This window comes from Mycobacterium sp. NGS63, from assembly GCF_059812295.1.
Window position 1 is genome coordinate 409,720 of record NZ_JCALCJ010000004.1, and the last position, 24,052, is coordinate 433,771.

21 protein-coding genes are annotated in these 24,052 nt (G+C 73.3%); 15 read left to right on the forward strand and 6 right to left on the reverse strand.

Features of this window, described 5'->3' with window-relative positions:
• Window positions 1-116 precede the first annotated feature (116 nt).
• The 3 genes from AC5Y4Z_RS12545 (at window position 117) to AC5Y4Z_RS12555 (ending at window position 3,065) form a co-directional block, all read left to right on the forward strand.
• Window positions 117-917, forward strand: coding sequence for an electron transfer flavoprotein subunit beta/FixA family protein (locus AC5Y4Z_RS12545; RefSeq protein ID WP_499964118.1), 801 nt, complete (start codon window positions 117-119; stop codon window positions 915-917).
• Between the two features lie 38 nt (window positions 918-955).
• Window positions 956-1,912: an electron transfer flavoprotein subunit alpha/FixB family protein gene (locus AC5Y4Z_RS12550; RefSeq protein ID WP_499964119.1), complete on the forward strand. Its 957-nt coding sequence runs from the start codon at window positions 956-958 to the stop codon at window positions 1,910-1,912.
• A gap of 118 nt (window positions 1,913-2,030) precedes the next feature.
• A complete protein-coding gene (locus AC5Y4Z_RS12555) occupies window positions 2,031-3,065 on the forward strand; it encodes an AraC family transcriptional regulator (protein ID WP_499964121.1) in 1,035 nt (344 codons plus the stop codon).
• On the opposite strand, the gene AC5Y4Z_RS12560 is transcribed toward AC5Y4Z_RS12555, so the two are convergent.
• From AC5Y4Z_RS12560 to AC5Y4Z_RS12570, 3 genes are all read right to left on the reverse strand, one after another.
• Window positions 3,062-5,260: a PE family protein gene (locus tag AC5Y4Z_RS12560; protein WP_499964123.1), complete on the reverse strand. Its 2,199-nt coding sequence runs from the start codon at window positions 5,258-5,260 to the stop codon at window positions 3,062-3,064. The two genes, AC5Y4Z_RS12555 and AC5Y4Z_RS12560, sit on opposite strands and share 4 nt — an antisense overlap.
• Before the next feature lie 185 nt (window positions 5,261-5,445).
• The gene (locus AC5Y4Z_RS12565; RefSeq protein ID WP_499964125.1) at window positions 5,446-6,618 is read right to left on the reverse strand and encodes a PPE family protein; all 1,173 of its coding nucleotides are present in this window, start codon (window positions 6,616-6,618) and stop codon (window positions 5,446-5,448) included.
• 80 nt (window positions 6,619-6,698) lie between these two features.
• Window positions 6,699-6,956 (reverse strand): hypothetical protein, encoded by a 258-nt coding sequence (locus AC5Y4Z_RS12570; protein ID WP_499964127.1) that lies wholly within the window; start codon window positions 6,954-6,956, stop codon window positions 6,699-6,701.
• Window positions 6,957-7,068: 112 nt separating this feature from the next.
• Between AC5Y4Z_RS12570 and AC5Y4Z_RS12575 the strand changes: the two genes are divergently transcribed.
• The 6 genes from AC5Y4Z_RS12575 to AC5Y4Z_RS12600 all read left to right on the forward strand — a co-directional run bounded on the left by AC5Y4Z_RS12575 (window position 7,069) and on the right by AC5Y4Z_RS12600 (window position 12,464).
• Window positions 7,069-8,103: a helix-turn-helix transcriptional regulator gene (locus tag AC5Y4Z_RS12575; protein WP_499964129.1), complete on the forward strand. Its 1,035-nt coding sequence runs from the start codon at window positions 7,069-7,071 to the stop codon at window positions 8,101-8,103.
• Between the two features lie 86 nt (window positions 8,104-8,189).
• Window positions 8,190-8,999: a GNAT family N-acetyltransferase gene (locus AC5Y4Z_RS12580; RefSeq protein ID WP_499964131.1), complete on the forward strand. Its 810-nt coding sequence runs from the start codon at window positions 8,190-8,192 to the stop codon at window positions 8,997-8,999.
• On the forward strand, window positions 8,996-9,811 hold the full coding sequence (locus tag AC5Y4Z_RS12585; RefSeq protein ID WP_499964133.1) for a lysophospholipid acyltransferase family protein: 816 nt from the start codon (window positions 8,996-8,998) through the stop codon (window positions 9,809-9,811). The genes AC5Y4Z_RS12580 and AC5Y4Z_RS12585 overlap by 4 nt, the downstream gene beginning before the upstream one ends.
• 33 nt (window positions 9,812-9,844) lie before the next feature.
• Entirely contained in the window at window positions 9,845-11,047 is a 1,203-nt protein-coding gene (locus tag AC5Y4Z_RS12590) for a cysteine desulfurase family protein (protein ID WP_499964135.1), read from the forward strand.
• On the forward strand, window positions 11,048-12,124 hold the full coding sequence (gene mnmA, locus AC5Y4Z_RS12595; RefSeq protein WP_499964137.1) for a tRNA 2-thiouridine(34) synthase MnmA: 1,077 nt from the start codon (window positions 11,048-11,050) through the stop codon (window positions 12,122-12,124). It begins immediately after the preceding gene.
• Between the two features lie 55 nt (window positions 12,125-12,179).
• Window positions 12,180-12,464 (forward strand): DUF4190 domain-containing protein, encoded by a 285-nt coding sequence (locus AC5Y4Z_RS12600; protein ID WP_499964138.1) that lies wholly within the window; start codon window positions 12,180-12,182, stop codon window positions 12,462-12,464.
• Between the two features lie 4 nt (window positions 12,465-12,468).
• Here the strand turns inward: AC5Y4Z_RS12600 and AC5Y4Z_RS12605 are convergent, their stop codons facing one another.
• Window positions 12,469-13,104 (reverse strand): sensor domain-containing protein, encoded by a 636-nt coding sequence (locus tag AC5Y4Z_RS12605; protein ID WP_499964140.1) that lies wholly within the window; start codon window positions 13,102-13,104, stop codon window positions 12,469-12,471.
• 95 nt (window positions 13,105-13,199) lie between these two features.
• Between AC5Y4Z_RS12605 and AC5Y4Z_RS12610 the strand changes: the two genes are divergently transcribed.
• The 4 genes from AC5Y4Z_RS12610 (at window position 13,200) to ligA (ending at window position 17,239) form a co-directional block, all read left to right on the forward strand.
• A complete protein-coding gene (locus tag AC5Y4Z_RS12610) occupies window positions 13,200-14,213 on the forward strand; it encodes a uroporphyrinogen decarboxylase/cobalamine-independent methonine synthase family protein (RefSeq protein ID WP_499964142.1) in 1,014 nt (337 codons plus the stop codon).
• 73 nt (window positions 14,214-14,286) lie between these two features.
• Window positions 14,287-14,778: an SRPBCC family protein gene (locus AC5Y4Z_RS12615; protein ID WP_499964144.1), complete on the forward strand. Its 492-nt coding sequence runs from the start codon at window positions 14,287-14,289 to the stop codon at window positions 14,776-14,778.
• Window positions 14,775-15,092, forward strand: coding sequence for an ArsR/SmtB family transcription factor (locus AC5Y4Z_RS12620; RefSeq protein WP_499964146.1), 318 nt, complete (start codon window positions 14,775-14,777; stop codon window positions 15,090-15,092). Before AC5Y4Z_RS12615 ends, AC5Y4Z_RS12620 begins: the two co-directional genes overlap by 4 nt.
• A gap of 68 nt (window positions 15,093-15,160) precedes the next feature.
• Window positions 15,161-17,239, forward strand: coding sequence for an NAD-dependent DNA ligase LigA (ligA, locus tag AC5Y4Z_RS12625; RefSeq protein WP_499964148.1), 2,079 nt, complete (start codon window positions 15,161-15,163; stop codon window positions 17,237-17,239).
• Window positions 17,240-17,249: 10 nt separating this feature from the next.
• Here ligA and AC5Y4Z_RS12630 read toward each other — a convergent pair whose 3' ends face one another.
• The gene (locus AC5Y4Z_RS12630; RefSeq protein WP_499964149.1) at window positions 17,250-17,897 is read right to left on the reverse strand and encodes an ACT domain-containing protein; all 648 of its coding nucleotides are present in this window, start codon (window positions 17,895-17,897) and stop codon (window positions 17,250-17,252) included.
• A gap of 186 nt (window positions 17,898-18,083) precedes the next feature.
• On the opposite strand from AC5Y4Z_RS12630, the gene gatC reads away from it, so the two are divergent.
• Together gatC and gatA are read left to right on the forward strand one after the other, a co-directional pair.
• Window positions 18,084-18,383: an Asp-tRNA(Asn)/Glu-tRNA(Gln) amidotransferase subunit GatC gene (gatC, locus tag AC5Y4Z_RS12635; RefSeq protein WP_499964150.1), complete on the forward strand. Its 300-nt coding sequence runs from the start codon at window positions 18,084-18,086 to the stop codon at window positions 18,381-18,383.
• The gene (gatA, locus tag AC5Y4Z_RS12640) at window positions 18,380-19,861 is read left to right on the forward strand and encodes an Asp-tRNA(Asn)/Glu-tRNA(Gln) amidotransferase subunit GatA (RefSeq protein ID WP_499964155.1); all 1,482 of its coding nucleotides are present in this window, start codon (window positions 18,380-18,382) and stop codon (window positions 19,859-19,861) included. The genes gatC and gatA overlap by 4 nt, the downstream gene beginning before the upstream one ends.
• Window position 19,862: 1 nt before the next feature.
• Here the strand turns inward: gatA and AC5Y4Z_RS12645 are convergent, their stop codons facing one another.
• Complete coding sequence (locus AC5Y4Z_RS12645) at window positions 19,863-23,999, reverse strand: PE domain-containing protein (RefSeq protein ID WP_499964157.1); 4,137 nt, start codon at window positions 23,997-23,999, stop codon at window positions 19,863-19,865.
• Between the last annotated feature and the right edge of the window lie 53 nt (window positions 24,000-24,052).

Consider the following 24,052-nt stretch of genomic DNA (forward strand, 5'->3'; position numbering starts at 1 on the left):
TGAGAGCAGACCGCACAAAGTTACCCGCCAGTAACACGCTGTGCAGTTAAGAAGTGCGTGACCGAGGTCCGCAGTCGACCGCTGCGCGACCCCTTCGAGGAGGACGAACCACACTCATGACGAACATCGTGGTCCTGATCAAGCAGGTCCCAGACACCTGGTCGGAGCGCAAGCTCACCGACGGCGATTACACGCTGGACCGCGAGGCCGCCGACGCGGTGCTGGACGAGATCAACGAGCGCGCCGTGGAAGAGGCGCTGCAAATTCGGGAGAAGGAAGCCGCCGACGGCGTCGACGGGTCGGTGACCGTGCTGACCGCCGGCCCGGAGCGGGCCACCGAGGCGATCCGCAAGGCCCTGTCCATGGGCGCCGACAAGGCCGTCCACCTCAAGGACGAAGGCATGCACGGATCCGACGTCATCCAGACCGGGTGGGCGCTGGCGCGCGCGCTGGGCACCATCGAGGGCACCGAACTGGTCATCGCCGGCAACGAGGCCACCGACGGTGTCGGCGGTGCGGTGCCGGCGATCATCGCCGAGTACCTGGGCCTGCCGCAGCTGACGCACCTGCGCAAGCTGTCGGTCGAGGGCGACAAGATCACCGGCGAGCGCGAGACGGACGACGGCGTCTTCACCCTCGAGGCCAGCCTGCCCGCCGTGGTGAGCGTGACCGAGAAGATCAACGAGCCGCGCTTCCCGTCGTTCAAGGGCATCATGGCCGCCAAGAAGAAAGAGGTCACGGTGCTGAGCCTGGCCGAGATCGGGGTCGAGGCCGACGAGGTCGGGCTGGGCAACGCCGGGTCGTCGGTGCTGTCGTCGACGCCCAAGCCGCCCAAGACCGCGGGTGAGAAGGTCACCGACGAAGGCGAGGGCGGCAACCAGGTCGCCCAGTACCTGGTCGCCCAGAAAATCATCTAGCCCCCGACCCTTGAGACACGAGAAGAGCGAAATAACCCATGGCTGAAGTTTTGGTGCTCGTCGAGCACGCCGAAGGCGCGTTGAAGAAGGTCACCGCCGAACTGATCACCGCCGCCCGCGCCCTGGGCGAGCCGGCCGCCGTCGTCGTCGGCGCGCCCGGCACGGCCGCGCCGCTGGCCGACGGCCTGAAGGAGGCCGGCGCCGCCAAGGTCTACGTCGCCGAGTCCGACGACGTCGACAAGTACCTCATCACCCCGGTGGTCGACGTCCTGGCCTCGCTGGCCGAATCCGCTTCTCCGGCAGCGGTTTTGCTGGCCGCCAGCGCCGACGGCAAGGAGATCGCGGGCCGCCTTGCGGCCCGGATCGGGTCCGGCCTGCTGGTCGACGTGGTCGAGGTCAAAGAGGGCAACAAAGCCGTCCACTCCATCTTCGGTGGCGCATTCACCGTCGAGGCGCAGGCCAACGGCGACACCCCGGTGATCACGGTGCGCGCCGGTGCCGTCGACGCCGAGCCGCAGGCCGGCGCCGGCGAGCAGGTCACGGTCGAGGTGCCCGCCCCCGCCGAGAACGCCACCAAGGTCACCGCCCGCGAGCCCGCGGTGGCCGGTGACCGCCCGGAGCTGACCGAGGCCAGCATCGTGGTCTCCGGTGGCCGCGGCGTGGGCAGCGCGGAGAACTTCTCCGTGGTCGAGGCGCTGGCCGACTCGCTAGGCGCCGCCGTCGGCGCGTCGCGTGCCGCGGTCGACTCCGGCTACTACCCGGGCCAGTTCCAGGTCGGCCAGACGGGTAAGACCGTGTCGCCGCAGCTGTACATCGCGCTGGGCATCTCCGGGGCGATCCAGCACCGCGCCGGCATGCAGACCTCCAAGACGATCGTGGCGGTCAACAAGGACGAAGAGGCGCCGATCTTCGAGATCGCCGACTACGGCGTGGTGGGCGACCTGTTCAAGGTCGCCCCGCAGCTGACCGACGCGATCAAGGCCCGCAAGGGCTGAGCTACTCCGCGAGCAGACGCAAAAGCCCCTATCTCCCCCACGAGATAGGGGCTTTTGCGTCTGCTGGCGAACCCCGGCGGTGAGACAATGCACTCCTCATCGAGGATGTGGGCGAGGAGTGGAACAGCTGCCGTCACCGGCCGAGGTCTGGCACCCGGTGTATGCGACCCGGGTGCTGTGCGAGGTGGCCAACGAGCGCGGGGTGTCGACCGTCGAGGCGCTGGCTGGCACCGCGATCGAACCGCGCGACCTCGATGACGCGGACACCGCGGTCAGCGCGCTCGACGAGACCACCGCCGTGCGCAACGTGCTGGCCCGGCTGCCCGACGGCGCGGGCGTCGGCGTCGACGTGGGCAGCCGGTTCTCGTTCACCCACTTCGGCTTGTGGGGGTTCGCCGCGATGTCGTGCGCCAACCTGTGTGAGCTGTACACGATCACCGCGCGCTATTTCGCGCTGACCATGCTGCACATCGAGATCACGGTGGCCAAGACCGCCGACGAATGCATCGTCGAGATGCACGCCGACCACCTGCCCGACGACGTGCGAACGTTCTTCGTCGAACGCGACGTCGCCGGGATCATGGCGACCACAACGGTTTTCACGCTTCCGCTGACATCGCGTTACGCCGACCAGATGTCGTCGGAGCTGGCGGTCGAGGAAGAGCTGCTGGGCTCGGTGCTGGAATTCCAGCAGGTCAAGGACATCACCTTCGGCCGGGCGCTCACCCGGGTGCGCATGCCGCGCGCGATGTGTGAGGAGCCGCTGCCGCAGGCCGACCGGCACACCCTGGAAATGTGCCTCGCACAGTGCGACGCGCTGATGCAGCGCCACGAGCCGCGCCGGGGCGTCGCGGCGCGGGTGCGCGCCAAGCTGTTCGGCGAATCCGGGCTTGTGCCAACGCTTTCCGGCGTTGCCGCCGAGCTCAACGTCCATCCGCGCACCCTGGGGCGTCAGCTCAGCGACGAAGGCACGTCCTTTCGCGCGCTGCTGAACGAAACCCGGTCCGCGGTGGCCGCCGACCTGCTGCGCAACGTGGGGCTGACCGTCGAGGAGGTGTCCAAGCGGCTCGGCTACACCGACGTCTCGACGTTTTCCAGCGCCTTCAAGCGCTGGTACGGCGTCGCGCCCCGAGCGTATTCGCGGCGGGCCTAAGCGGGCGCCCCCGGATTGCCGGGGACCAGCCCGGCCCCACCGGCGCCGGGGGTGCCGTTGGTCGTCGTCCCGATACCGGCGTTGCCGCCGTTGCCGCCGACGCCCTCCTGCGCGTTGCCGCCGTTGCCGCCGTTGCCGCCGGTCGTGAGGCCGAACCCGCCGCCCCCGCCGTCGCCGCCGTCGCCGACCATCCCCGCCGCGCCGCCGTTGCCGCCGTTGCCGCCGGTAGTGGCGTCGGCCAGCCCGCCGGCCCCGCCGCCGCCCCCGTTGCCGAAGACCAGGCCGGCGTTGCCGCCGGACCCGCCGTTCCCGCCATTCCCGGCGGCGCCGCCGTGGCCGCCGGCGCCGCCGGAGCCGCCGGAGCCGAAGTACGTGGCGTTGCCGCCCGCGCCGCCGTTCCCGGCGGCGCCATTGGACGGCCCGCCGACTCCGCCGTCGCCGCCGTTGCCGAAGAACAGGCCGCCGGCGCCGCCCGCGCCGCCGTTGCCGCCGGGACCGGTAAACCTCCCGCCATTCCCGCCGGCGCCGCCGTCGCCGCCGGTACCGAAGTAGGTGGCCGCCCCACCGGCCCCGCCGGCCCCGGCTCCGGTTCCGGACGAGCTGCTCCCGCCGGCGCCACCGGCCCCGCCGACGCCGAACAGCGAGGTGCCGCCAGCCCCGCCGTTCCCGCTTATGCCGTCGAACCCGACGCCGCCGGTCCCGCCGGCGCCGGCGACACCGAACACCGCCGCGCCGCCGATACCGCCGACCCCACCGGTCAAGAACGAGTCCCCGCCGGCGCCGGCCGCGCCGCCGCCGCCCATCAGGCCGCTGTGGCCGCCGTTGCCGCCATTGCCGCCGCGCTCGCCGCCCATCGTGCCCGTGCTGGTGCCGCCCACGCCCCCGTGGCCGCCGGACCCCGAGATCAGCGCGCCGTTGCCGCCGATCCCGCCGTTCCCGCCGACGTTTAAGCTGGTCCCCCCGGCGCCGCCGGTACCGCCGGCGCCCGAGATCAGGCCGGCGTTCCCGCCGAGTCCGCCGTTGCCACCGGCGATGCTGAGCCCGGTGCCGCCGGCCCCGCCATCGCCGCCGGCCCCGCCGAGCAGGCCGCCCGCGCCGCCGTTGCCGCCGTTGCCGCCGGGGCCGGGCCCTAGTCCGCCCGCGCCGCCGGCCCCGCCGTCGCCGACGTACATGGCGGCCCCGCCATTGCCGCCGTTGCCGCCGACGCCGAAGGACCCGGTTGCGTTTCCCCCGGTGCCGCCGGCCCCGCCGGTCGCGAACAGTGCGGCACCGCCGGCCCCGCCCGTGCCGCCGGCGCCACCGTCCCCGCCGTTCCCGCCGGCCCCGCCCGGCGCGAAGATCCCGGCGCCGCCGGCCCCACCGGTTCCGCCGGTTCCGTTGGCGGCGGGGGTGAACCCCCCGGGCCCGCCGGCGCCGCCGGCGGCGAACAGCCCGGTGCCGCCCGCGCCGCCGTTCCCGGCGGTGATGCCGCTCCCGCCGGCTCCGCCGGCGCCGCCGAGGTTGAACAGTCCGGTGCCGCCGGCGCCACCATTGCCGCCGACGGTCAGGGCGGATCCGCCGGCGCCGCCCGCGCCGGCGAGGCCGAACAGCCCGCCGGGCCCGCCGGCGCCGCCGTTGCCGCCGTTGGCGATGCCGACCCCGCCGGCGCCGCCGGCGCCGCCGTTGCCGAGTAATCCGGCGGCTCCGCCGTTTCCGCCGTTCTGGCCGACGCCGGTCCCCGAGCCCGCGCCGGAGCCGCCGGTCCCGCCGTTGCCGATCAGCCACCCGCCGTTGCCGCCGTCCGCCCCGGTGCCCGGGGCGCCGTTGGCGCCGTTGCCGACCAGCGGGCGCCCCGTCAGCGCCTGGAGGGGCGGGTTGATCGCGTTGAGTACGTCTTGCTGCAGGGTCTGCAGCGGATTGGCCATGACCGCGGCGCTCGCGGCCTCGGCGGTCGCATACGAGCCGGCGCCCCCGCTCAGGGCCTGCACGAACTGCTCGTGAAACGCCTCGGCCTGCGCGGCCAGCGCCTGATAGCCCTGGGCGTGCCCCCCGAACAGGGCCGTCACCGCCGCCGACACCTCGTCGGCACCCGCCGCCAGCACCGCCGTCGTCGGCAGCGCCGCGGCCCGGTTGGCCGCGCTGATCGCCGAGCCGATGCTCGCCACATCCGCCGCCGCCGCCGTCACCGTGTCCGGCAACGCGATCACAAACGACATGTCGCGCCTCCCGTCAGTGCGCTGAAACACCAACTGGCGCAACCTATTCTGGCGAGCGCCATCGCCCGGCCCGCAGCGGCCAGGTACTCCATGAGCCGACTGTAGGGACGTCCCCGCCCGCCGATAAGGAGAGATTCGGACACAAACTTGCGGATTTACGACAATCCGTGGTCGGCACCGGCGGGTCAGATGGCGGCGCCGTACCCGGCGGACGGCGGCTGCGCCATCACGGTGGGAACCAGCCCGTAGCGGGGGAGGGCGGCCGACCGCGCGGACCCCGCCCCGCGCGGCAGCCCACCCAGCAGGGTCGGCGGCACGATTTCCGCGCCGCCGAGCCCGGCGGACGCCGACGCGGAACCGCCGGCGCTGAGCGGGACCGTCGGGATCGCGCTGGTCCAGCTCGGCGGCACCGACAGCGGCCCCAGGCTGGCGGCCTGACCCATGCTGGCCACGGCGCCGCCCAGGCCGAGACTGTTGGCGCCGGCCGCGCCCGCGGCCTCGGCCGCGGCGTCCTCCGCCACCACGGCGGCCTGCTGGGCCGCGGTGACCGCCATGCCCTGCAGCGTCTGGGCCATCCCCAACACGCTGGACAGCGCGTAGATCGGGGTGAGCGCCGTCATCAGGTAGCTGGGAAGCAAGAAAGGCAAGTCGTCGAGGAAGTTCGACACCGCGGACAGGGCCGAACTCAGCGCCCCCGAGACGCCGCCCGGCGTGGCGAGCCCGTCCAGCGCCGCGGGAACCGACGTCACCAAGCCGGTCAGCGCCAGGTGACTCGCCGCGGACTGGCCGGTGGCAGCGACGACCGCGGCGGCCTGCGCGAGCGCCCCGGCGGGCCTGGTGACCTGCGGCGGCGACGTGAACGGTGCCAGCGTCGATGCCGACGCCGACCGGGCCGCGTAGGCGTACATCGCCGCGGCGTCCTGCGCCCACATCTCGCCGTAGCACGCCTCGGTCGCCGCGATCGCCGCCGAGTTCTGGCCGAAGAAGTTGGTCGCGGTCAGCACCGCCAACTGCGCGCGGTTGACCGCGATGAGCGCCGGCGGGACGGCGGCCAGATAGGCCGCTTCGTAGGCGGCGGCCGCCGCCGTCGCCTGGGCGGCCGCCTGCTCGGCCTGCAGGGCCGCCCCTTCCGTCCAGGCCGCGAAGGCCGCGGCCGCGCCGGCGGCGGCCACCGCCGCCGGGCCGAGCCACGGCCCGGCGGTGAGGCCGGTGATCAACGACCGGTAAGCCGCTGCCGCCGAATACAATTCGCCGCCCAGCTCGGCCCACGCCGTGGCGGCGGTCAACAGCGGCCCCGCGCCGGGGCCGGCATATATCCGCGCCGAGTTGATCTCCGGCGGAAGCGCACCGAAATCCATGGTTCGAACTCCTGTCCTGCGGTGGCGCGCCCCCGAAGCGCCGGCCGAAGCCGCCGTTCGGGGGCGTGGTCACCAACGGCTCACGGCCGGGGCGGCGCCGGGCGGACGACGTCGGTCGGATAGCCGGGGCGAGTCGGTCCCCACGGATTCGTCCTGCCGCCACGGGGGTTGGGGTACCACGGCCGGGGCGTTGCCGTCGGGTCGGCCTGAATCATCTGGTGGCCCTGGTGGTTTCCGTATGCGGTGTCGTCCATTCCGACGACCACGGCGCCGACGATGGCCGCGCCGGCCGCCGGCAACGCTGCGAAACGGGCGAGGCGGAGAAGGGTTGTGCTCATGGTGATCATTCCTTGAGTGATCGGTTTTTTCGGACGGGACTCACGGTAGGAAGTGACCTAGGCCCTCGGTAATGAGAGAATGGGACGCAAGTTTGAGCATTGAGGACAGCCCGTGGCGCAACCTTCGTTACCGGCCGAGGTATGGCATCCGGTGTATGCGACCCGGGTGCTGTGCGAGGTGGCCAACGCCCGCGGGGTGCCCACCCGGGATGTCTTGGCGGGCACCGCGATCGATCCCGCGGATCTCGACGACCCGGACGCCGTGGTCACCCCGCTCGACGAGCTGACCGCGGTGCGCGGGCTGCTGGAACGGCTGCCGGATGACGTCGGCGTCGGCGTCGACGTGGGCAGCAGGTTCTCCTTCACCCACTTCGGCCTGCTGGGGTTCGCCGCGATGTCGTGCGCCACCCTTCGCGAGTTTTCCGCGATCACCATGCGCTACTTCGCATTGACCATGATGCACATCGAAATCCGGTTGTCCGAGACCGCCTACGAATGCGTGATCGAACTGCACGCGGAACATCTGCCCGCCGACGTACGCAGGTTCTTCCTCGAGCGCGACATCGCCGGGATCATGTCGACCACAACGGTTTTCACCCTCCCCGTCGCCACGAAGTACGCCGACCAGCTGTCGGCCGAGGTCGCGGTGGACGAAGACCTGCTACGCCCGCTGCTGGAGTACGTTCAGGTCAAGGACATTTCATTCGGTCAACCGCTGACCAAGCTGCACATGCCGCTCGCGATGTTCGACGAGCCGCTGCCCCAGGCCGACCACCACACCCTGCAGATGTGCCTCGCGCAGTGTGACGCGCTGATGCAGCGTCACGAGCAGCGCCGGGGCCTCACCGCGCAGGTGCGCAGCAAGCTGTTCCGCGAATCAGGGTTCTTCCCAACCCTTCCCGACATCGCCGCCGACCTCTGCGTCCATCCGCGAACGCTGCGGCGCCGGCTGGCCGAGGAGGGCACCTCCTTTCGGGAGCTGTTGAACGACGCGCGCTCCACGGTGGCGGTCGACTTGCTGCGCAACGTCGGGCTGACCGTGGAGGAGGTGTCCAAGCGGCTGGGCTATACCGAGGTCTCGACGTTTTCCAACGCCTTCAAGCGCTGGCACGGGGTGGCGCCGAGCGGATACGCGCGGCGGCTCTGAGCCGGCGACGTTTCGTCACTTGACGTGCACCGAAATGTCACGGCGCCGATGCCGAATGGCAGGTCGCTTGCGCCACGTTGTGTGCCATGAGCACCGCTTCCGTCCTGATACCCGGCGACCAGGTGCGCGGGGCGCCGCGCTACTCCCTGTTGCTGTCCACCGACATTGACATGATTGAGGCCGCGCAGCGGCTGCGCTACGACGTGTTCGCCGGCACACCGGGATTCACGATGCCCCCGGACGGGCAGCGGCGGGACGCCGACCGCTTCGACGAATACTGCGACCACCTGCTGGTCCGCGACGACGACACCGGCGAGCTGGTGGGCTGCTACCGGATGCTGGCGCCGGCGGGCGCCATCGCCGCCGGGGGGCTCTACACCGCCACGGAATTCGACCTTCGCGCCTTCGACCCGCTGCGTCCGTCGCTGGTGGAGATGGGCCGCGCCGCGGTGAGCGAGGGGCACCGCAACGGCGGCGTCGTGCTGCTGATGTGGGCGGGCATCCTGGCCTACCTGGACCGTTACGGCTACGACCACGTGACCGGCTGCGTGTCGGTGCCGATCGGGGAGCGCGGCAGCGAGCTGCGCGGCGTGCGCGACTTCGTCCTGAGCCGCCACGCCGCCCCAGCGGACTACCGGGTGCACCCGCACCGGCCCGTGCGGGTGGCCGGGCGGGTCCTCGACGACATCCCCGCGCCGCCGCGGCCGTCGGTGCCGCCGCTGATGCGCGGGTATCTGCGGCTGGGCGCGCGGGTCTGCGGCGAGCCGGCGCATGACCCCGACTTCGGTGTCGGCGACTTCTGCGTGCTGCTGGACAAGGCCCGCGCCGACACCCGCTACCTGAGGCGGCTGCGGTCCGTGTCGGCCGCGACCGAGATGGCGGCCGGGGCGCGATGAGCCCGCGCGGCCACTCCTGGCTGCCCCGCACCGCGTGCGGCGCGGGCTGTGTGGTCACCGGCGCCACGTCGCGGCGCCCGGTGGTGGTGCTGCGGGTGGCGCTGCGCGTCACGTTGGCGCTGCTGTTGGCGCCCGGCCTGCCGCTGCTTGCAGCTCCGCTGCCGGGACGCACGCGGGTACAGCGGGCCTATTGCCGGCTGGTGCTGCGGTGCTTTGGCGTACGAATCACGGTGTCGGGCAATCCGATTCGCAACCTGCGCGGGGTCCTGGTGGTCAGCGGCCACGTGTCGTGGCTGGACGCATTCGCGATCGGGGCGGTGCTGCCCGGTTCGTTCGTCGCGCGGGCCGACATGTTCGCCGGACCGGCCACCGGCGTCGTCGCCCGTCTGCTGAAGATCATCCCGATCGAGCGGGCCAGCCTGCGCCGGCTGCCCGGGGTGGTGGACGCCGTCGCGCGCCGGCTGCGCGCCGGGCAGACCGTGGTGGCCTTTCCCGAGGGCACCACGTGGTGCGGCCTGGACTGCGGGGCGTTCTACCCGGCGATGTTCCAGGCCGCGATCGACGCCGGGCGCCCGGTGCAGCCGCTGCGGCTGAGCTACCACCACGTCGACGGCGCCGTGTCGACCGCGCCGGCGTTCGTCGGTGACGACACCCTGCCGCGGTCGATCGCCCGGCTGCTCACCATGCGCCGCACGCTGGCGTGCGTGCGCGTCGAATCGCTGCAGCTGCCCGGCGCCGACCGGCGGGACCTGGCCCGGCGCTGCCAGTCCGCGGTGCTCGCGGGCGTCGGGGGCCACGTGCTGGTGGCCTGACCGGCGCCAAGGGCCGGTATCGTGGGGCGGGTCATGGTCTACCTGGATCACGCCGCCACCACCCCGATGCACCCCGCCGCCATCGAGGCGATGACGGCCGCGCTCGGCACCGTGGGCAACGCGTCGTCGCTGCACACCAGCGGGCGGGCGGCGCGGCGGCGGGTCGAGGAGTCCCGCGAGCTGATCGCCGACAAGCTCGGCGCGCGCCCGTCGGAGGTGATCTTCACCGCGGGCGGCACCGAGAGCGACAACCTGGCCGTCAAGGGGATCTACTGGGCCCGCCACGACGCCGAGCCGCGCCACCGCCGCATCATCACCAGCGCCGTCGAACACCACGCCGTGCTGGACTCGGTGAACTGGCTCGTCGAACACGAAGGCGCCCAGGTGACCTGGCTGCCCACCGCCGCCGACGGCTCGGTGTCGGCGGCCGCGCTGCGCGAGGCGCTGCAGACCCATGACGACGTCGCGCTGGTCTCGGTGATGTGGGCCAACAACGAGGTCGGCACCGTCATGCCGGTCGCCGAACTCGCCGCCGTCGCCGCCGAATTCGGGGTCCCGATGCACAGCGACGCCGTCCAGGCGGTGGGTCAGCTGCCGGCCGACTTCGCGGCCAGCGGCCTGTCGGCGATGAGCGTGGCCGCGCACAAGTTCGGCGGCCCGCCCGCGGTGGGCGCGCTGCTGCTGCGCCGCGACGCCGCCTGCGTCCCGCTCTCCCACGGCGGCGGGCAGGAGCGTGACATCCGTTCGGGCACACCCGATGTCGCCGGCGCCGTCGGGATGGCGGCCGCGGTCCGCATCGCGGTGGACGGGCTCGAGCCCAACGCCGCTCGGCTGCGGGCGCTGCGCGACCGCCTGGTCGACCGGGTGCTGGCCGGTATCGCCGACGTCAGCCTCAACGGCGCCCGCGACCCATCCCCCGCAAGCGGGAGGTACCCCCAGCGGCTGCCCGGCAACGCGCACTTCACCTTCCGCGGCTGCGAGGGCGACGCGCTGCTGATGTTGTTGGACGCCAACGGGATCGAGTGTTCGACGGGATCGGCCTGCACCGCCGGTGTCGCGCAGCCGTCGCACGTGCTGATCGCGATGGGCGTCGACCCGGCCAGCGCCCGCGGCTCGCTGCGACTGTCGTTGGGGCACACCAGCGTCGACGCCGACGTCGACGCGGTGTTGCGGGTGCTGCCCGGGGCCGTGGACCGCGCCCGACGGGCCGCCCTGGCCGCCGCGGGGGCGCCGTAAGTGAAGGTCCTCGCCGCGATGAGCGGTGGCGTCGACTCGTCGGTCGCCGCCGCCCGCATGGTCGACGCCGGGCACGACGTGGTCGGCGTGCACCTGGCGCTGTCGACGGCGCCGGGCACGTTGCGCACCGGCTCGCGCGGCTGCTGCTCGAAGGAAGACGCCTCCGACGCCCGCCGTGTCGCCGATGTCCTCGGAATTCCGTTCTACGTCTGGGATTTCGCGGAGCGATTCGAAGCCGACGTCATCGACGATTTCGTGTCGTCGTATGAGCGGGGGGAGACGCCGAACCCCTGTGTGCGCTGCAACCAGCGGATCAAGTTCTCGGCGCTGGCCAACAAAGCCGTTGCGCTGGGCTTCGACACGGTGGCCACCGGCCACTACGCCCGGCTGTCGGAGGGGCGGCTGCGCCGCGCCGTCGACACCGACAAGGACCAGTCCTACGTGCTGGCCGTGTTGACCGCCGAGCAGCTGCGGCACGCGGTGTTCCCGATCGGCGACACCCCCAAGCCCCACATCCGCGCCGAGGCCGCCCGTCGCGGCCTGGCCGTCGCCGACAAGCCGGACAGCCACGACATCTGCTTCATCCCGTCCGGCAACACGCGGGCATTCCTGGGCGAGCGGATCGGGGTGCGGCGCGGCAACGTCGTCACCACCGACGGCGCCGTGCTGGCCACCCACGATGGGGTGCACGGCTTCACCGTCGGGCAGCGCAAGGGCTTGGGCATCGCCGGGCCGGGACCCGACGGCCGCCCGCGCTACGTGACGGCCATCGACGCCGAAACCGGCACGGTCCGGGTGGGCGAGGCGGCCGAGCTGGACGTACGCGGGCTGACCGGGCGGTCCCCGGTGTTCACCGCGGGCGCCGCGCCGGCGGGCCCCGTCGAGTGCGCGGTGCAGGTGCGCGCGCACGGCGAGACGGTCGGCGCGGTGGCCGAGCTGGTCGGCGATGAGCTCGTCGTGCGGTTGCGGGCCTCGCTGCGCGGGGTGGCGCGCGGCCAGACGCTGGTGCTGTACCGCCCCGACCCGGACGGCGACGAGGTGCTCGGCAGCGCGACCATCGCCGGCACGTCGCGCTGAGCGTTCCAAGGATTCCTTGAGGATCCGTCAAGCCCGCTCGACGACCCTCTCGGTCATGATCTGCAACCACGTCAACACGCGGGCGGAACCGGCCGCCCAGACCAACGCCTTCGCCATCGCGGCGTTCGTGCTGAGCCTGATGGGCATGTACGGCAGCCCGGTGCTGAGCGCCGCCCTCGCCCTGATCGGGTTGCGCCAGGCCGCGCGGCACGAGCAGCGGGGCTTCGGCCTGGCGATCGCCGCCCTGGCGGTCTCGCTGGCCGTCACGGCGCTGCACGTCGCGATGTGGATCCACTGCGGCCGGCCGAACTTCGAGCTGCTGACCACCGCCCACTGGTGAGCGGCTAGCGCGGGATGTTCGCGGCGATGTTCGTCATCACGATGTCGGACACCGACTGCGGAAAACCGCAGAACGTGACCTCCAGCAGGGCCACCGACAGCACCCGGTAATCGCGGCCGCACCCGCCGGGTCCCAGGTGCAGCGCGTCGGGCTTGGCGGTCCAGCCGCCGACCAGCAACTGGCCCTCCGACCCGCCCGCGCAGGTGCCGACGGTGTTCACCAGCGTGCCGAACGCGCGCCGCGCGGCGCCGGTGTCGGGATAGGCCGCGGCGCCCTCGGAGATCAGGGCGCCGTCGGGCGGGTCCTGGAACGTGGTCTTGTGAAATTCCGCGACGTCGGGCCCGAAAGTCGCGGTCTCGGCGTAGAGGAACCGGCATTCGGCCGGCGTCGTGTCGGCGAGGGCGTCGATGTCCACCGGGCGGTTGCCGTCCATCGACGGGATGATCGTGAGGTGCTCGCCGGCGCCGGTGATCGCGCCCATCCGTGGCTGGTCCAGCAGGATGGCGTCGACGTTCACGCCCTGGATGCCCCGGGCGCCGGGCCCGAGTCCCCCGACGGCCTCCCCGCCCACCACGCGGGTGCACGCCCCCGTCAGCAGTACCGCGCCACCCACCAGTAGCGCCCGGGTCCATCGCGCCATGTGCCCCACCGTTTCGCACCCTTTGTGGTCGAACCTACTCGCGCCGCACACCCCTGGCGACCGGCCCACGATGCGGCGTCGAATACGGTTGCCGGGTGAGTGTTTTCGCCGCCGCGAGCGGCGTCGGATCCTGGCCCGGCACGACGGCGCGGACAGCCGCCGAGGTCGTCGTCGGCGAGCTGGGCAGCGCGCTGGCCCACCTCGTCGAGCTGCCCGCCCGGGGGGTGGGCGCCGACCTGCTCGGGCGGGCCGGCGCGTTGCTGATCGACGTGGCCATCGACACGGTGCCACGCGGCTACCGCATCGCCGCCCGGCCCGGCGCGGTGACCCGCCGGGCCGCCAGCCTCCTCGACGAGGACATGGACGCGCTGGAGGAGGCCTGGGAGACGGCGGGGCTGCGCGGCGGCGGGCGCGTGGTCAAGGTGCAGGCCCCCGGGCCGATCACGCTGGCCGCCGGGCTCGAGCTGGCCGGCGGGCACCGGGCCATCACCGATGCCGGGGCCGTGCGCGACCTGGCGGCGTCGCTGGCCGAGGGCGTCGCCGCCCACCGCGCGGCGCTGGCGCGCCGGCTCGACACCCCGGTCGTCGTGCAGTTCGACGAGCCGTCGCTGCCGGCCGCGCTGGACGGGCGGCTGACGGGGGTGACGGCGCTGACCCCGGTGGCCGCGCTCGACGAGGCGGTGGCCGGCGCGCTGCTCGACACGTGCGTCGCGGCCGTGGGCGCCGATGTGGCGTTGCATTGCTGCGCTGCTGGGCTTCCGTGGGAGCTGTTGCAGCGCAGTGAGATTGGTGCGGTTTCGGTGGACGCGGGCACGCTGCGGGCGTCGGACCTGGACGGCATCGCCGCGTTCGTCGAATCGGGTCGCGCCGTCATGCTCGGCGTGGTCGATGCGGGTGCCCCGCCGCGGCGGCCCGCGGCCGAGGAGGTGGCCGCCGCGGTGGTGGCGGTGACCGACCGGCTCGGCTTTTCGCGCTCGGCGTTGCGCGACCGCATCGGCGTGACCCCGAGGTGCGGCCTGGCCGCGGCGACGCCCGAGTGGGCCCGCGTCGCGATCGGGCTCGCCCGCAAGGCCGCCGAGGCGTTCGCGGAGGACCCGGACGCGATCTAGCGCCGATAGGCAACCAAAAGGTTGCGCTTTGTGACGGTCTGTGCTGAACTGATAGGCAACCAGGAGGTTGCATATGAGTACGGATCGGATCGAAAAGAGCGTGGTGCTGCGCGCGCCACTGGACCGGGTGTGGCGGGCCATCAGCGACGCCGAGGAGTTCGGCCGCTGGTTCGGGGTGCGCTTCGACGGGCCGTTCGTCGAAGGGGCGTCCCTCACCGGGGCGATCACCCCGACCGTCGTCGACGAGGCGGTCGCCGAGCGGCAGCGGGCGCATGCCGGGCTGAGCCGGACGTGGCACATCGTCGCGATCGAACCGCGGCGGCGCTTCGCGTACCGCTGGCATCCCGGCGCGATCGACCCCGGTGTCGACTACGACCGGGAACCCACCACGCTGGTCGAGTTCACCCTCGCCGAAACCGACGAAGGCGTGCTGTTGACCGTCGTCGAATCGGGCTTCGACGCGCTTCCCGAGGCGCGCCGGGACGCATCCTTCGAGGCGAACTCCGAGGGCTGGGCGATCCAGACGGGAATCGTGCGCCGGTACCTGGAAGATGCGCGGGTATGAGCGGTGTCGGCGCGCCGATCTTCGACGCGCTCGGCGATGCCAATCGGCTGCGCATCATCGTCCGGCTGTGCGACGTCGGTCCGAGCTCGACATCGCAAGTCACCAGCGCCATTCCGGTGACGCGGCAGGCCGCCAGCAAGCACTTGGCCCTGCTGGAGAATGCCGGGCTGGTGACCAGCAGCCGTCGCGGCCGCGAACGGGTCTGGACCGTGCGGACCGAACCGCTGGCCGAGGCGAGCGACTACCTCACCGGGTTGTCGCGCCGCTGGGACGCCGCGCTGGAGCGGTTGCGGGCCTTCGTGGAAGAGGAGTGAGGGGCCGCGGCCACAGCTGCCACGCGTCCACGCCCCGGCCCGTCGGCGCCCTTCGATAGCCTGCGAAGGTGACGTCATCGGAAGCCGATCCAGTTGCGCCCGAGGTGCGCCGGCAGTGGCGGGAGCTGGCCGACGAGGTCCGCGAACACCAGTTCCGCTACTACGTGCGCGACGCGCCGATCATCTCCGACGCCGAGTTCGACCAGCTGCTGCGCCGGCTCGAGGCGCTCGAGGCGGAGCATCCCGAGCTGCGCACCCCCGATTCGCCCACCCAACTCGTCGGGGGCGCCGGCTTTGCCACCGACTTCACCGAGGCCGAGCACCTGGAGCGGATGCTGTCCCTCGACAACGTGTTCAGCGCCGAGGAATTCGAGCTGTGGGCCGCGCGGGTGCGCGCCGAGGTCGGGGACGAGGTGCCCTACCTGTGTGAGCTCAAGATCGACGGCGTCGCGCTGTCGCTGGTGTATCGCAACGGCCGGCTGGTCCGCGCGGCGACCCGGGGCGACGGCCGCACCGGCGAGGACGTCACGCTCAACGCCCGCACCATCGACGACGTCCCCGAGCGGCTGACCGCCGGCGGCGATTACCCCGTCCCGGACGTCCTCGAGGTCCGCGGCGAGGTGTTCTTCCGGCTCGCCGACTTCGAAGCACTCAACGCCGCCCTGGTCGAAGACGGCAAGACGCCCTTCGCCAACCCGCGCAACAGCGCCGCGGGATCGCTGCGGCAGAAGGATCCGGCCGTCACCGCGCGGCGCAAGCTGCGGATGATCTGCCACGGGGTCGGACACACCGAAGGCTTTCGGCCGGCCGCCCTGCACGACGCGTACCTGGCGCTGGGCGCGTGGGGCCTGCCCGTCTCCGAACACACCACCCGGGTGGACAACGTGGCCGGCGCGCTCGAGCGCATCGCCTACTGGGGCGAGCACCGCCACGACGTGGACCACGAAATCGACGGCGTGGTGGTCAAAGTCGACGACGTCGCGCTGCAGCGCCGGCTGGGGTCCACCTCGCGGGCGCCGCGCTGGGCGATCGCCTACAAGTACCCGCCCCAGGAGGTGCAGACCAAGCTCCTCGATATCCGGGTCAACGTCGGGCGCACCGGGCGGGTCACACCGTTCGCGTTCATGACCCCGGTCAAGGTCGCCGGGTCGACGGTGGGGTTGGCCACCCTGCACAACGCCGCCGAGGTCAAGCGCAAGGGCGTGCTGATCGGCGACACCGTGGTGATCCGCAAGGCCGGCGACGTGATTCCCGAGGTGCTGGGCCCCATCGTCGACCTGCGCGACGGCTCGGAACGCGAATTCGTCATGCCCACAACGTGTCCCGAATGTGGCACCAAACTAGCCCCCGCCAAGGAGGGCGACGCCGACATCCGCTGCCCCAACGCCCGCTCGTGCCCGGCGCAGTTGCGGGAGCGGGTGTTTCACGTCGCGGGACGCGGCGCGCTGGACATCGAGGCGCTGGGTTACGAGGCCGCCACCGCGCTGCTGACGGCCGGGGTGATCGCCGACGAGGGGGACCTGTTTTCCCTCACCGAGGACGACCTGTTGCGCACCGAGCTGTTCACCACCAAGAGTGGGGCGGTGTCGGCCAACGGCAAGCGGCTGCTGGCCAACCTCGGTGCGGCCAAGGCGAAGCCGCTGTGGCGGGTGCTGGTGGCGCTGTCGATCCGGCACGTCGGCCCGACAGCCGCCCGCGCGCTGGCCACCGAATTCGGCGACCTGCAGGCTATCGAGGAGGCGTCCACCGAGCAGCTGGCCGCGGTCGAGGGCGTCGGGCCGACCATCGCCGCCGCGGTCACCGAATGGTTCACCGTGGACTGGCACCGCGCGATCGTCGACAAGTGGCGCGCGGCCGGGGTGCGCATGGCCGACGAACGCGACGCCAGCGTGCCGCGCACGCTGGAGGGCCTGACCATCGTGGTCACCGGCTCGCTGACCGGCTTTTCCCGCGACGACGCCAAGGAGGCCATCGTGGCGCGCGGCGGCAAGGCCGCGGGCTCGGTGTCGAAGAAGACCGACTACGTCGTCGCCGGCGACGCACCGGGCTCCAAATACGACAAGGCGGTCGAGCTGGGGGTGCCGATCCTCGACGAGGACGGGTTCCGAAAGTTGTTGGCCGACGGGCCTTCTGAAACTGCGGAGTAGCGGCGCGCGGTCAGCGCAGCATGGTGGCCACGATGCCGGCCAGGTAGCCCAGCCGGGCCACCTCCGACGGGCGGAATTCCGGACCCGGGCGGCCCAGCACGACGGCCGTGTGCGCGTCGCCCAGCGGCGCCGCGACCATCGTGGTGTCCATCTCGCGCCACGCCCGCGGCACCCACTCGGCGCTGCTGTCCAGCGTCGCCGCCCGCTCGATCGGCAGCCACGGGGCCGAGTCCGCCTTGGTCTCGGGAGCGCCGCGGCTGGCGGCCAGGCGCTCGAGCTCGCCGCGCCCGCCGCGCACCACCACACACCAGCTGACCCGCAGCACCTTGGGCGCCTCGTTGGCCAGCACCTGCAACTTGTCGCCCGCCGCGGCGACGTGGTCGAGCAGCTCCAGCTCGCGGTGGGCCTCCAGCAGCCCGGTGTGCGGGCGGACGCTGTCCACCCGCACGTTGGGCAGCGACTCGGCGGCGGTGATCAGCCGGTCGGGCATCGCCCCCGGCGGCAGCTCGATGACCAGGTCGTCGATCGCGTAACCCGCGCTGCGCTCCACCACGTCGAGCGACAGGATGTCGGCGCCCACCGACCCGAGCGCCACCGCCAGCGAGCCCAGGCTGCCCGGGCGGTCAGCCAGCTCGATGCGCAACAGATAGGACGGCACGGCCAACACTGTTGCACAACCAGGTATCCGTGGCATTTCGGCTGCGAGCCCGCGGACCAGACCGACCCGCGGCCGAGTGTGCGGCCAGCTTCACAGTCGGCGGCGAGCGTGCGGCCAGCCGCACACTAGCGGTTCGCCGAGCCTGCGTTCGGGGCGGCGGCGATGCCCCGTCTAGGCTTTCCAGTCGTGTCTCAGATCTCCCGCGACGACGTGGCGCACCTCGCCCGGCTGGCCCGGCTGGCGTTGTCCGACGCCGAGCTGGACAGCTACGCCGGGCAGCTCGACGCCATCCTGACCCACGTCGGCCAGATCCAGGCGGTCGACGTCACCGGCGTCGAACCCACCGACAACCCGCTGAAGGACGTCAACGTCACGCGCGCGGACGAGATGACGCCCTGCCTGACGCAGGCCGAGGCGCTGGCGCAGGCCCCCGAAGCCCTCGACGGCCGCTTCGCGGTGCCCCAGATCCTGGGGGACAGCGAGTGAACGAGATCGTCCGATCCGACGCCGCGACGCTGGCCGCCCGGGTTGCCGCGGGGGAGCTGTCGTCCACGGAGATCACCCGCGCCTGCCTGGACCAGATCGAGGCGACCGACGACCGCTACCACGCGTTTTTGCACGTCGCGGCCGACGAGGCCCTGGCCGCGGCGGCGGCCGTCGACAACGCGGTGGCCGCCGGCGAGCGGCTGCCGTCCGCGCTGGCCGGGGTGCCGCTGGCGCTCAAGGACGTGTTCACCACCGTCGACATGCCCACCACGTGCGGTTCCAAGATCCTGCAGGGCTGGCGTTCGCCGTACGACGCGACCGTCACGATGCGGTTGCGCGCGGCCGGCATCCCGATCCTGGGCAAGACCAACATGGACGAGTTCGCGATGGGCAGCTCGACGGAGAACTCCGCCTACGGCCCGACGCGCAACCCGTGGGACGTCGAGCGGGTGCCCGGCGGGTCCGGCGGCGGCAGCGCGGCGGCGCTGGCCGCGTTCCAGGCGCCGCTGGCCATCGGCACCGACACCGGTGGCTCCATCCGCCAGCCGGCCGCGCTGACCGCGACCGTCGGCGTCAAACCCACCTACGGCACGGTGTCCCGCTACGGGCTGGTGGCCTGCGCGTCGTCGCTGGACCAGGGCGGCCCGTGCGCGCGCACGGTGCTGGACACCGCCCTGCTGCATCAGGTGATCGCCGGGCACGACGGCCGCGACTCGACCTCGGTGGACGCCGAGGTGCCCGACGTCGTCGGCGCCGCGCGCGCCGGTGCGGCCGGTGATTTGCGCGGCGTGCGGGTCGGGGTGGTGCGCCAACTTCGTGGCGACGGCTACCAGCCGGGGGTGCTCGCGTCCTTCGAGGCCGCCGTCGAGCAACTGAAGGCGTTGGGCGCCGAGGTCAGCGAAGTCGACTGCCCGCACTTCGATCACGCGCTGGCCGCCTACTACCTGATCCTGCCGTCGGAGGTGTCGAGCAACCTGGCCCGCTTCGACGCGATGCGCTACGGGCTGCGCGTCGGCGACGACGGCACCCACAGCGCCGAGGAGGTCATGGCGCTGACCCGCGCTGCGGGCTTCGGGCCAGAAGTCAAGCGGCGCATCATGATCGGCACCTACGCGCTGTCGGCCGGCTACTACGACGCCTACTACAACCAGGCGCAGAAGGTGCGCACGCTGATCGCCCGCGACCTGGACCGGGCGTATGAGTCCGTGGACGTGCTGGTGTCGCCGGCGACCCCGACGACCGCGTTCCGGTTAGGCGAGAAGGTCGACGACCCGCTCGCGATGTACCTGTTCGACCTGTGCACGCTGCCGCTGAACCTGGCCGGCCACTGCGGCATGTCGGTGCCGTCGGGCCTGTCCCCGGACGACGGTCTGCCGGTGGGCCTGCAGATCATGGCGCCGGCGCTGGCCGACGACCGGCTCTACCGGGTGGGCGCGGCCTATGAGGCCGCGCGCGGGCCGCTGCCGAGCGCCGTCTGAGTCACGTCCAGAAATCGTTCATGGGTTCGGCGTACATGTCGTTGGCGGTGAGCGGGGCCAGGCCCAGGGCGTCTTCGATGGTGGCCGACAGGCTGTACTGGTTGTAGTAGGTGTTGGTGACGAAGTGGCCGGACTGCATCCCGGCGTTCACGGCGCCCTGGTTCGGGATGACGATCATCGGAACGTTGTTGCCCTGGTTGCCGATGCCCAGTGACAGGTTGTTGTAGTCCTCGTCGAAGGTGATGATGATCGCGTCGCGCTGGCCCGGGGCGGTCCACGTGGGCGAGCTTTGAATGGTGGACACCTGCTGCTGGACGAACTGGTCACCGGCCGCGACGTTGTACTGGTGCGTCGTGAGCTGACTGCCCAGCCAGTTGGCCGCGCCCGTGGGGAAGTTGACCGGGCCTTCCATGTTGTAGGAGCCGTCGGCGGCGATCCAGGTGAAGTTCGGGAACTTGCTCGGGTTCTGCAGGTCGGTGCTCATCTGCGTCAACGGGAGCAGGTGGTTCGCCAGGTAGCCGGGCGTTTGGTTGTTGTAGACGTAGCCGAATTGGGCGAACGGCAATGCATCGACGGCGTAGTCGCCCGACGACACGATGGCGCCCGCGTTGGGCATGCCCTGCGCGTAGCCGGCCCACGTCACCGGAGTCGGTTTGTTGTCCATTTCGAACATCAGGTTGGGTGCGTTGGTGGGGATCGAGTTCGCGACGGGGTTCCAGTCGATGCCGAAGTCCGTTCCGCCCAGCACCCGGAAGTAGTTGGGGTCGCTGGGGTGGCCCAGCGCGTAGTAGTTGCTCGCGTATCCGTAGGTGTTGATCAGCGAGTTGATGTACGGCGCGTTGACGCTGCCGATGATGTCGCCGACACCCTTGTTCTCCATGTAGATGACGAACAGGTGATCCAGTTGGCCGACCTTGGACGTCGGTATGGTGAGTGGCGCCGCTTGGAGGGTGGGATCGCCGACGGTGAACGACAAGTTGTCGGCGAAGGCGTCGTTGTAGTTGCCCAGGATCGGGTTGTGGTCGGCGAAGGTCGCGGTCACCACGGCTTTGGTGGCGCCCACCGGGATCGTCCCGGAGAAGTCTCGCGCCTGGAATCCGGTGAGCCCCAAGCGATCCACCGCCGAGACCGGCCCGATCGAGCCGGTTCCCAGCGCGACCCCGTTGGCGTTGAGGAACGTGACCGTCACCGAGGTCGAGGACGGGTCCCCGAGGTAGCCGCCGAGCATCCCGCTGAGGGTGTACGGCACCGTGCCCGTGTCGATCCTGCCGGCCGCGGTGGCCAGGTTGACGGTCTGGCTGATGGTGGACGTGCCCACGGGTCCGCCGCCGGCGAAGTTGCTGCCGCCGCCCGCGGTGCCCGGGAAGCCGAAGAGTCCCCCGAACCGCGGGGACGGCGTCGCGATGGGCGAGGGATAGCCGCGTGGGGTGCCGTAGGCGATCACGGTCGGGGTCCCGGACAGCGTCCAGCCCGGAATGGTCACGCCGCTGTAGCCGGACCCGGACGGGTCGGCGATTTCGAAGTCGCCGTTGACCAACAGGTTCGGGCTCATCGGCAACCCGGGGATGCCGTTTCGGCCCAGCAGCAGCGCGCCCGCCCCGACGGTGCCGGGGCCGCCCATCAGCGCGAGGGTTCCGCCGTTTCCGCCGTTGCCGCCGTTTCCGCCGATGCCGACCAGGATGCCGGCGTTGCCGCCGCTGCCGCCGCCGCCGCCGGTGAAGGTGGCGGCGGCGTCCGCGCCGGCCCCGCCGGGACCGCCGTCACCCAACAGCGCCCCGCCGCCCCCGCCGGGGCCGCCCGCCCCGCCGGTACCCGTCGCGGTGAATCCGCCGGGCCCGCCCGCGCCGCCCGAGCCGAACAAGGTCGCGTTGCCGCCGGCCCCGCCCTGGCCGCCGAGGACCGTCCCGGCGGTGGTCGCCGCGGCTCCGCCGGGCCCGCCGGCCCCGCCGGAGCCCAGCCACCCGGCGGCGCCGCCGGGGCCGCCGGCCCCGCCGGCGCTACCGGAGGCGCCCAGCACCGCTCCACCGGCCCCGCCGTCGCCGCCGGTGCCCGCCACCGCGCCGCCGACCCCGCCGGGGCCGCCCGCGCCGCCGGTCCCGGCGTAGCCGGTGCCGCCGTCGCCGCCGGCCCCGGCCGCACCGAACAGCGGGCCACCGCTGCCGCCGGCTCCGCCGGCACCGCCGGTTCCGCCGGTGAATGCGGCCCCGCCGACCCCGCCCGTGCCGCCGCCGGCGCCGACCAGCCCGCTGAGCGGCCCGGCGGCCCCGCCGGCCCCGCCGGCACCGGGCCGTAAGCCGGTGACCGACTGACCGGGCAACCCGCCGGGCCCGCCGACCCCGCCGGAGCCCAACAGCCCGCCGGAGCCGCCTGCCCCGCCGCTACCCCCGCCGCCGTCGGGACCGGCGAAGCCGACCCCGCCGGCGCCGCCGGGGCCGCCGTTGCCGAACACCCATCCGCCGCCACCGCCCATGCCGCCGGACCTGCCCGGACCCGTCGCCCCGAACCCGCCGGCCCCGCCGGGGCCGCCGGCCCCCAGCAACCCGGCGGCGCCCCCGGCCCCGCCGGGCACACCGTTGGCGCCGGACCCGCCGGCGCCGCCGTCGCCGAGCAACCACCCGCCGGCCGTCCCGCCGGCCCCGCTGCCCGCGGCGCCGGCGACGCCATTGCCGATCAGGGGGCGGCCGGTCAGCGCGAGGCTGGGCGCGTTGAGGGCGTTGAGCAGCGGCGACGGCAACAATCCGCCGTTGACGCCGTTGGCGCCGGTGCTGCCCGCCGTCGTGCCGAGGCCGCCGACCCCGCCGTTGCCGCCGATGCCGAACGACACGGCCCGGCCGCCGGGGCCGCCGGCGCCACCGGCCGCGCCGGGAGCCCCCTGCGCGCCCGCCCCGCCGGCCCCGCCGTCACCCAGCAGCAGGCCGCCGGTGCCGCCGGCGGCGCCGGCCCCGCCGGCCCCGGCCGCCGCGAACCCGCCGGCTCCGCCGATGCCGCCGAAACCGACCAGGAACGCGTCGCCGCCGGCGCCGCCCTGGCCGCCGGCGTTGGTGCCGAAGGTGTCGCCGCCGGCTCCGCCGGAGCCGCCGGAGCCCAGCACGCCCGCGTGGCCGCCCGCCCCGCCGGACCCGCCGGTCCCGGAAAAGCTGCTGCCGCCGGTGCCGCCGGGGCCGCCGTTGCCGAGCAGCGCGCCGGCGGCGCCGCCGACCCCGCCGTGACCGCCGCCGCCGGTGTAGCCCGCCCCGCCGGTTCCGCCGGGCCCGCCGGCACCGGCCAGCGGGCCGCCCGCCCCGCCGGTTCCGCCCGCGCCGCCGGTGTCTCCGGCGCCGCCGGCCCCGCCGGCGCCGCCGCCCGCGCCGACCAGCCCGCTGAACACGCCGCCCGACCCCCCGGCGCCGCCTGCGCCGCCGGTGCCGGTGGTCGAAACCCCGCCGGCCCCGCCGAGTCCGCCGGCCCCGAACAACCCACCGGCCCCGCCGGTCCCGCCGGTGCCTCCGGTACCGGAGGTCACGCCGCCGCCAGCGCCGCCGGCCCCGCCGGTGCCCAGCAGCCATCCGCCGTGGCCACCCATGCCGCCGCCCGCACCGGATCCGCCGGCCCCGCCGGCCCCCCCGGTGCCGATCAGGCCCGCGGGGCCGCCCGGCCCGCCGGGCGCGCCCGCCGCGCCGGACCCGCCTGACCCGCCGTCACCGACCAGCCACCCCCCGGCCCCACCGGGCGCCCCCGTCCCGGGGGCCCCGTTGGCGCCGTTGCCGACCAGCGGCCGCCCGGTCAGACCCAGTGATTCCATGTTCGCCGCGGCCAGCAGACCCTGCTCCAGGGTCTGCAACTGCGGGGTCTGCAGCAGGCTCACCAGCAACGATCCGTTTGCGGCCTCGGCGGCCGCGTAGGTGCCCGCGCCCCCGCTCAACGCCTGCACGAACTCTTGCTGAAACGCCGCCGCCTGGGTGCTCAGCACCTGAAAACCTTGCGCGTGGCTGCCGAACAACCGCGCGATCGCCTCGGACACCTCGTCGGCGGCGGCCGCCGCGATCCCGGTGGTCGCCGGGGCCGCCGTCGCCGTCGCCGCCCTGACCGCCTCGCCGATTCCGCTCAAATCCGCCGACGCCGCGGCCAGAGCCTGGGGTGCGATTAGCAAAGTCGACATCTGCGGCTCCCATCAACGGGGCAGGTTCGCGCGGGACCGCTAATCATATTTCA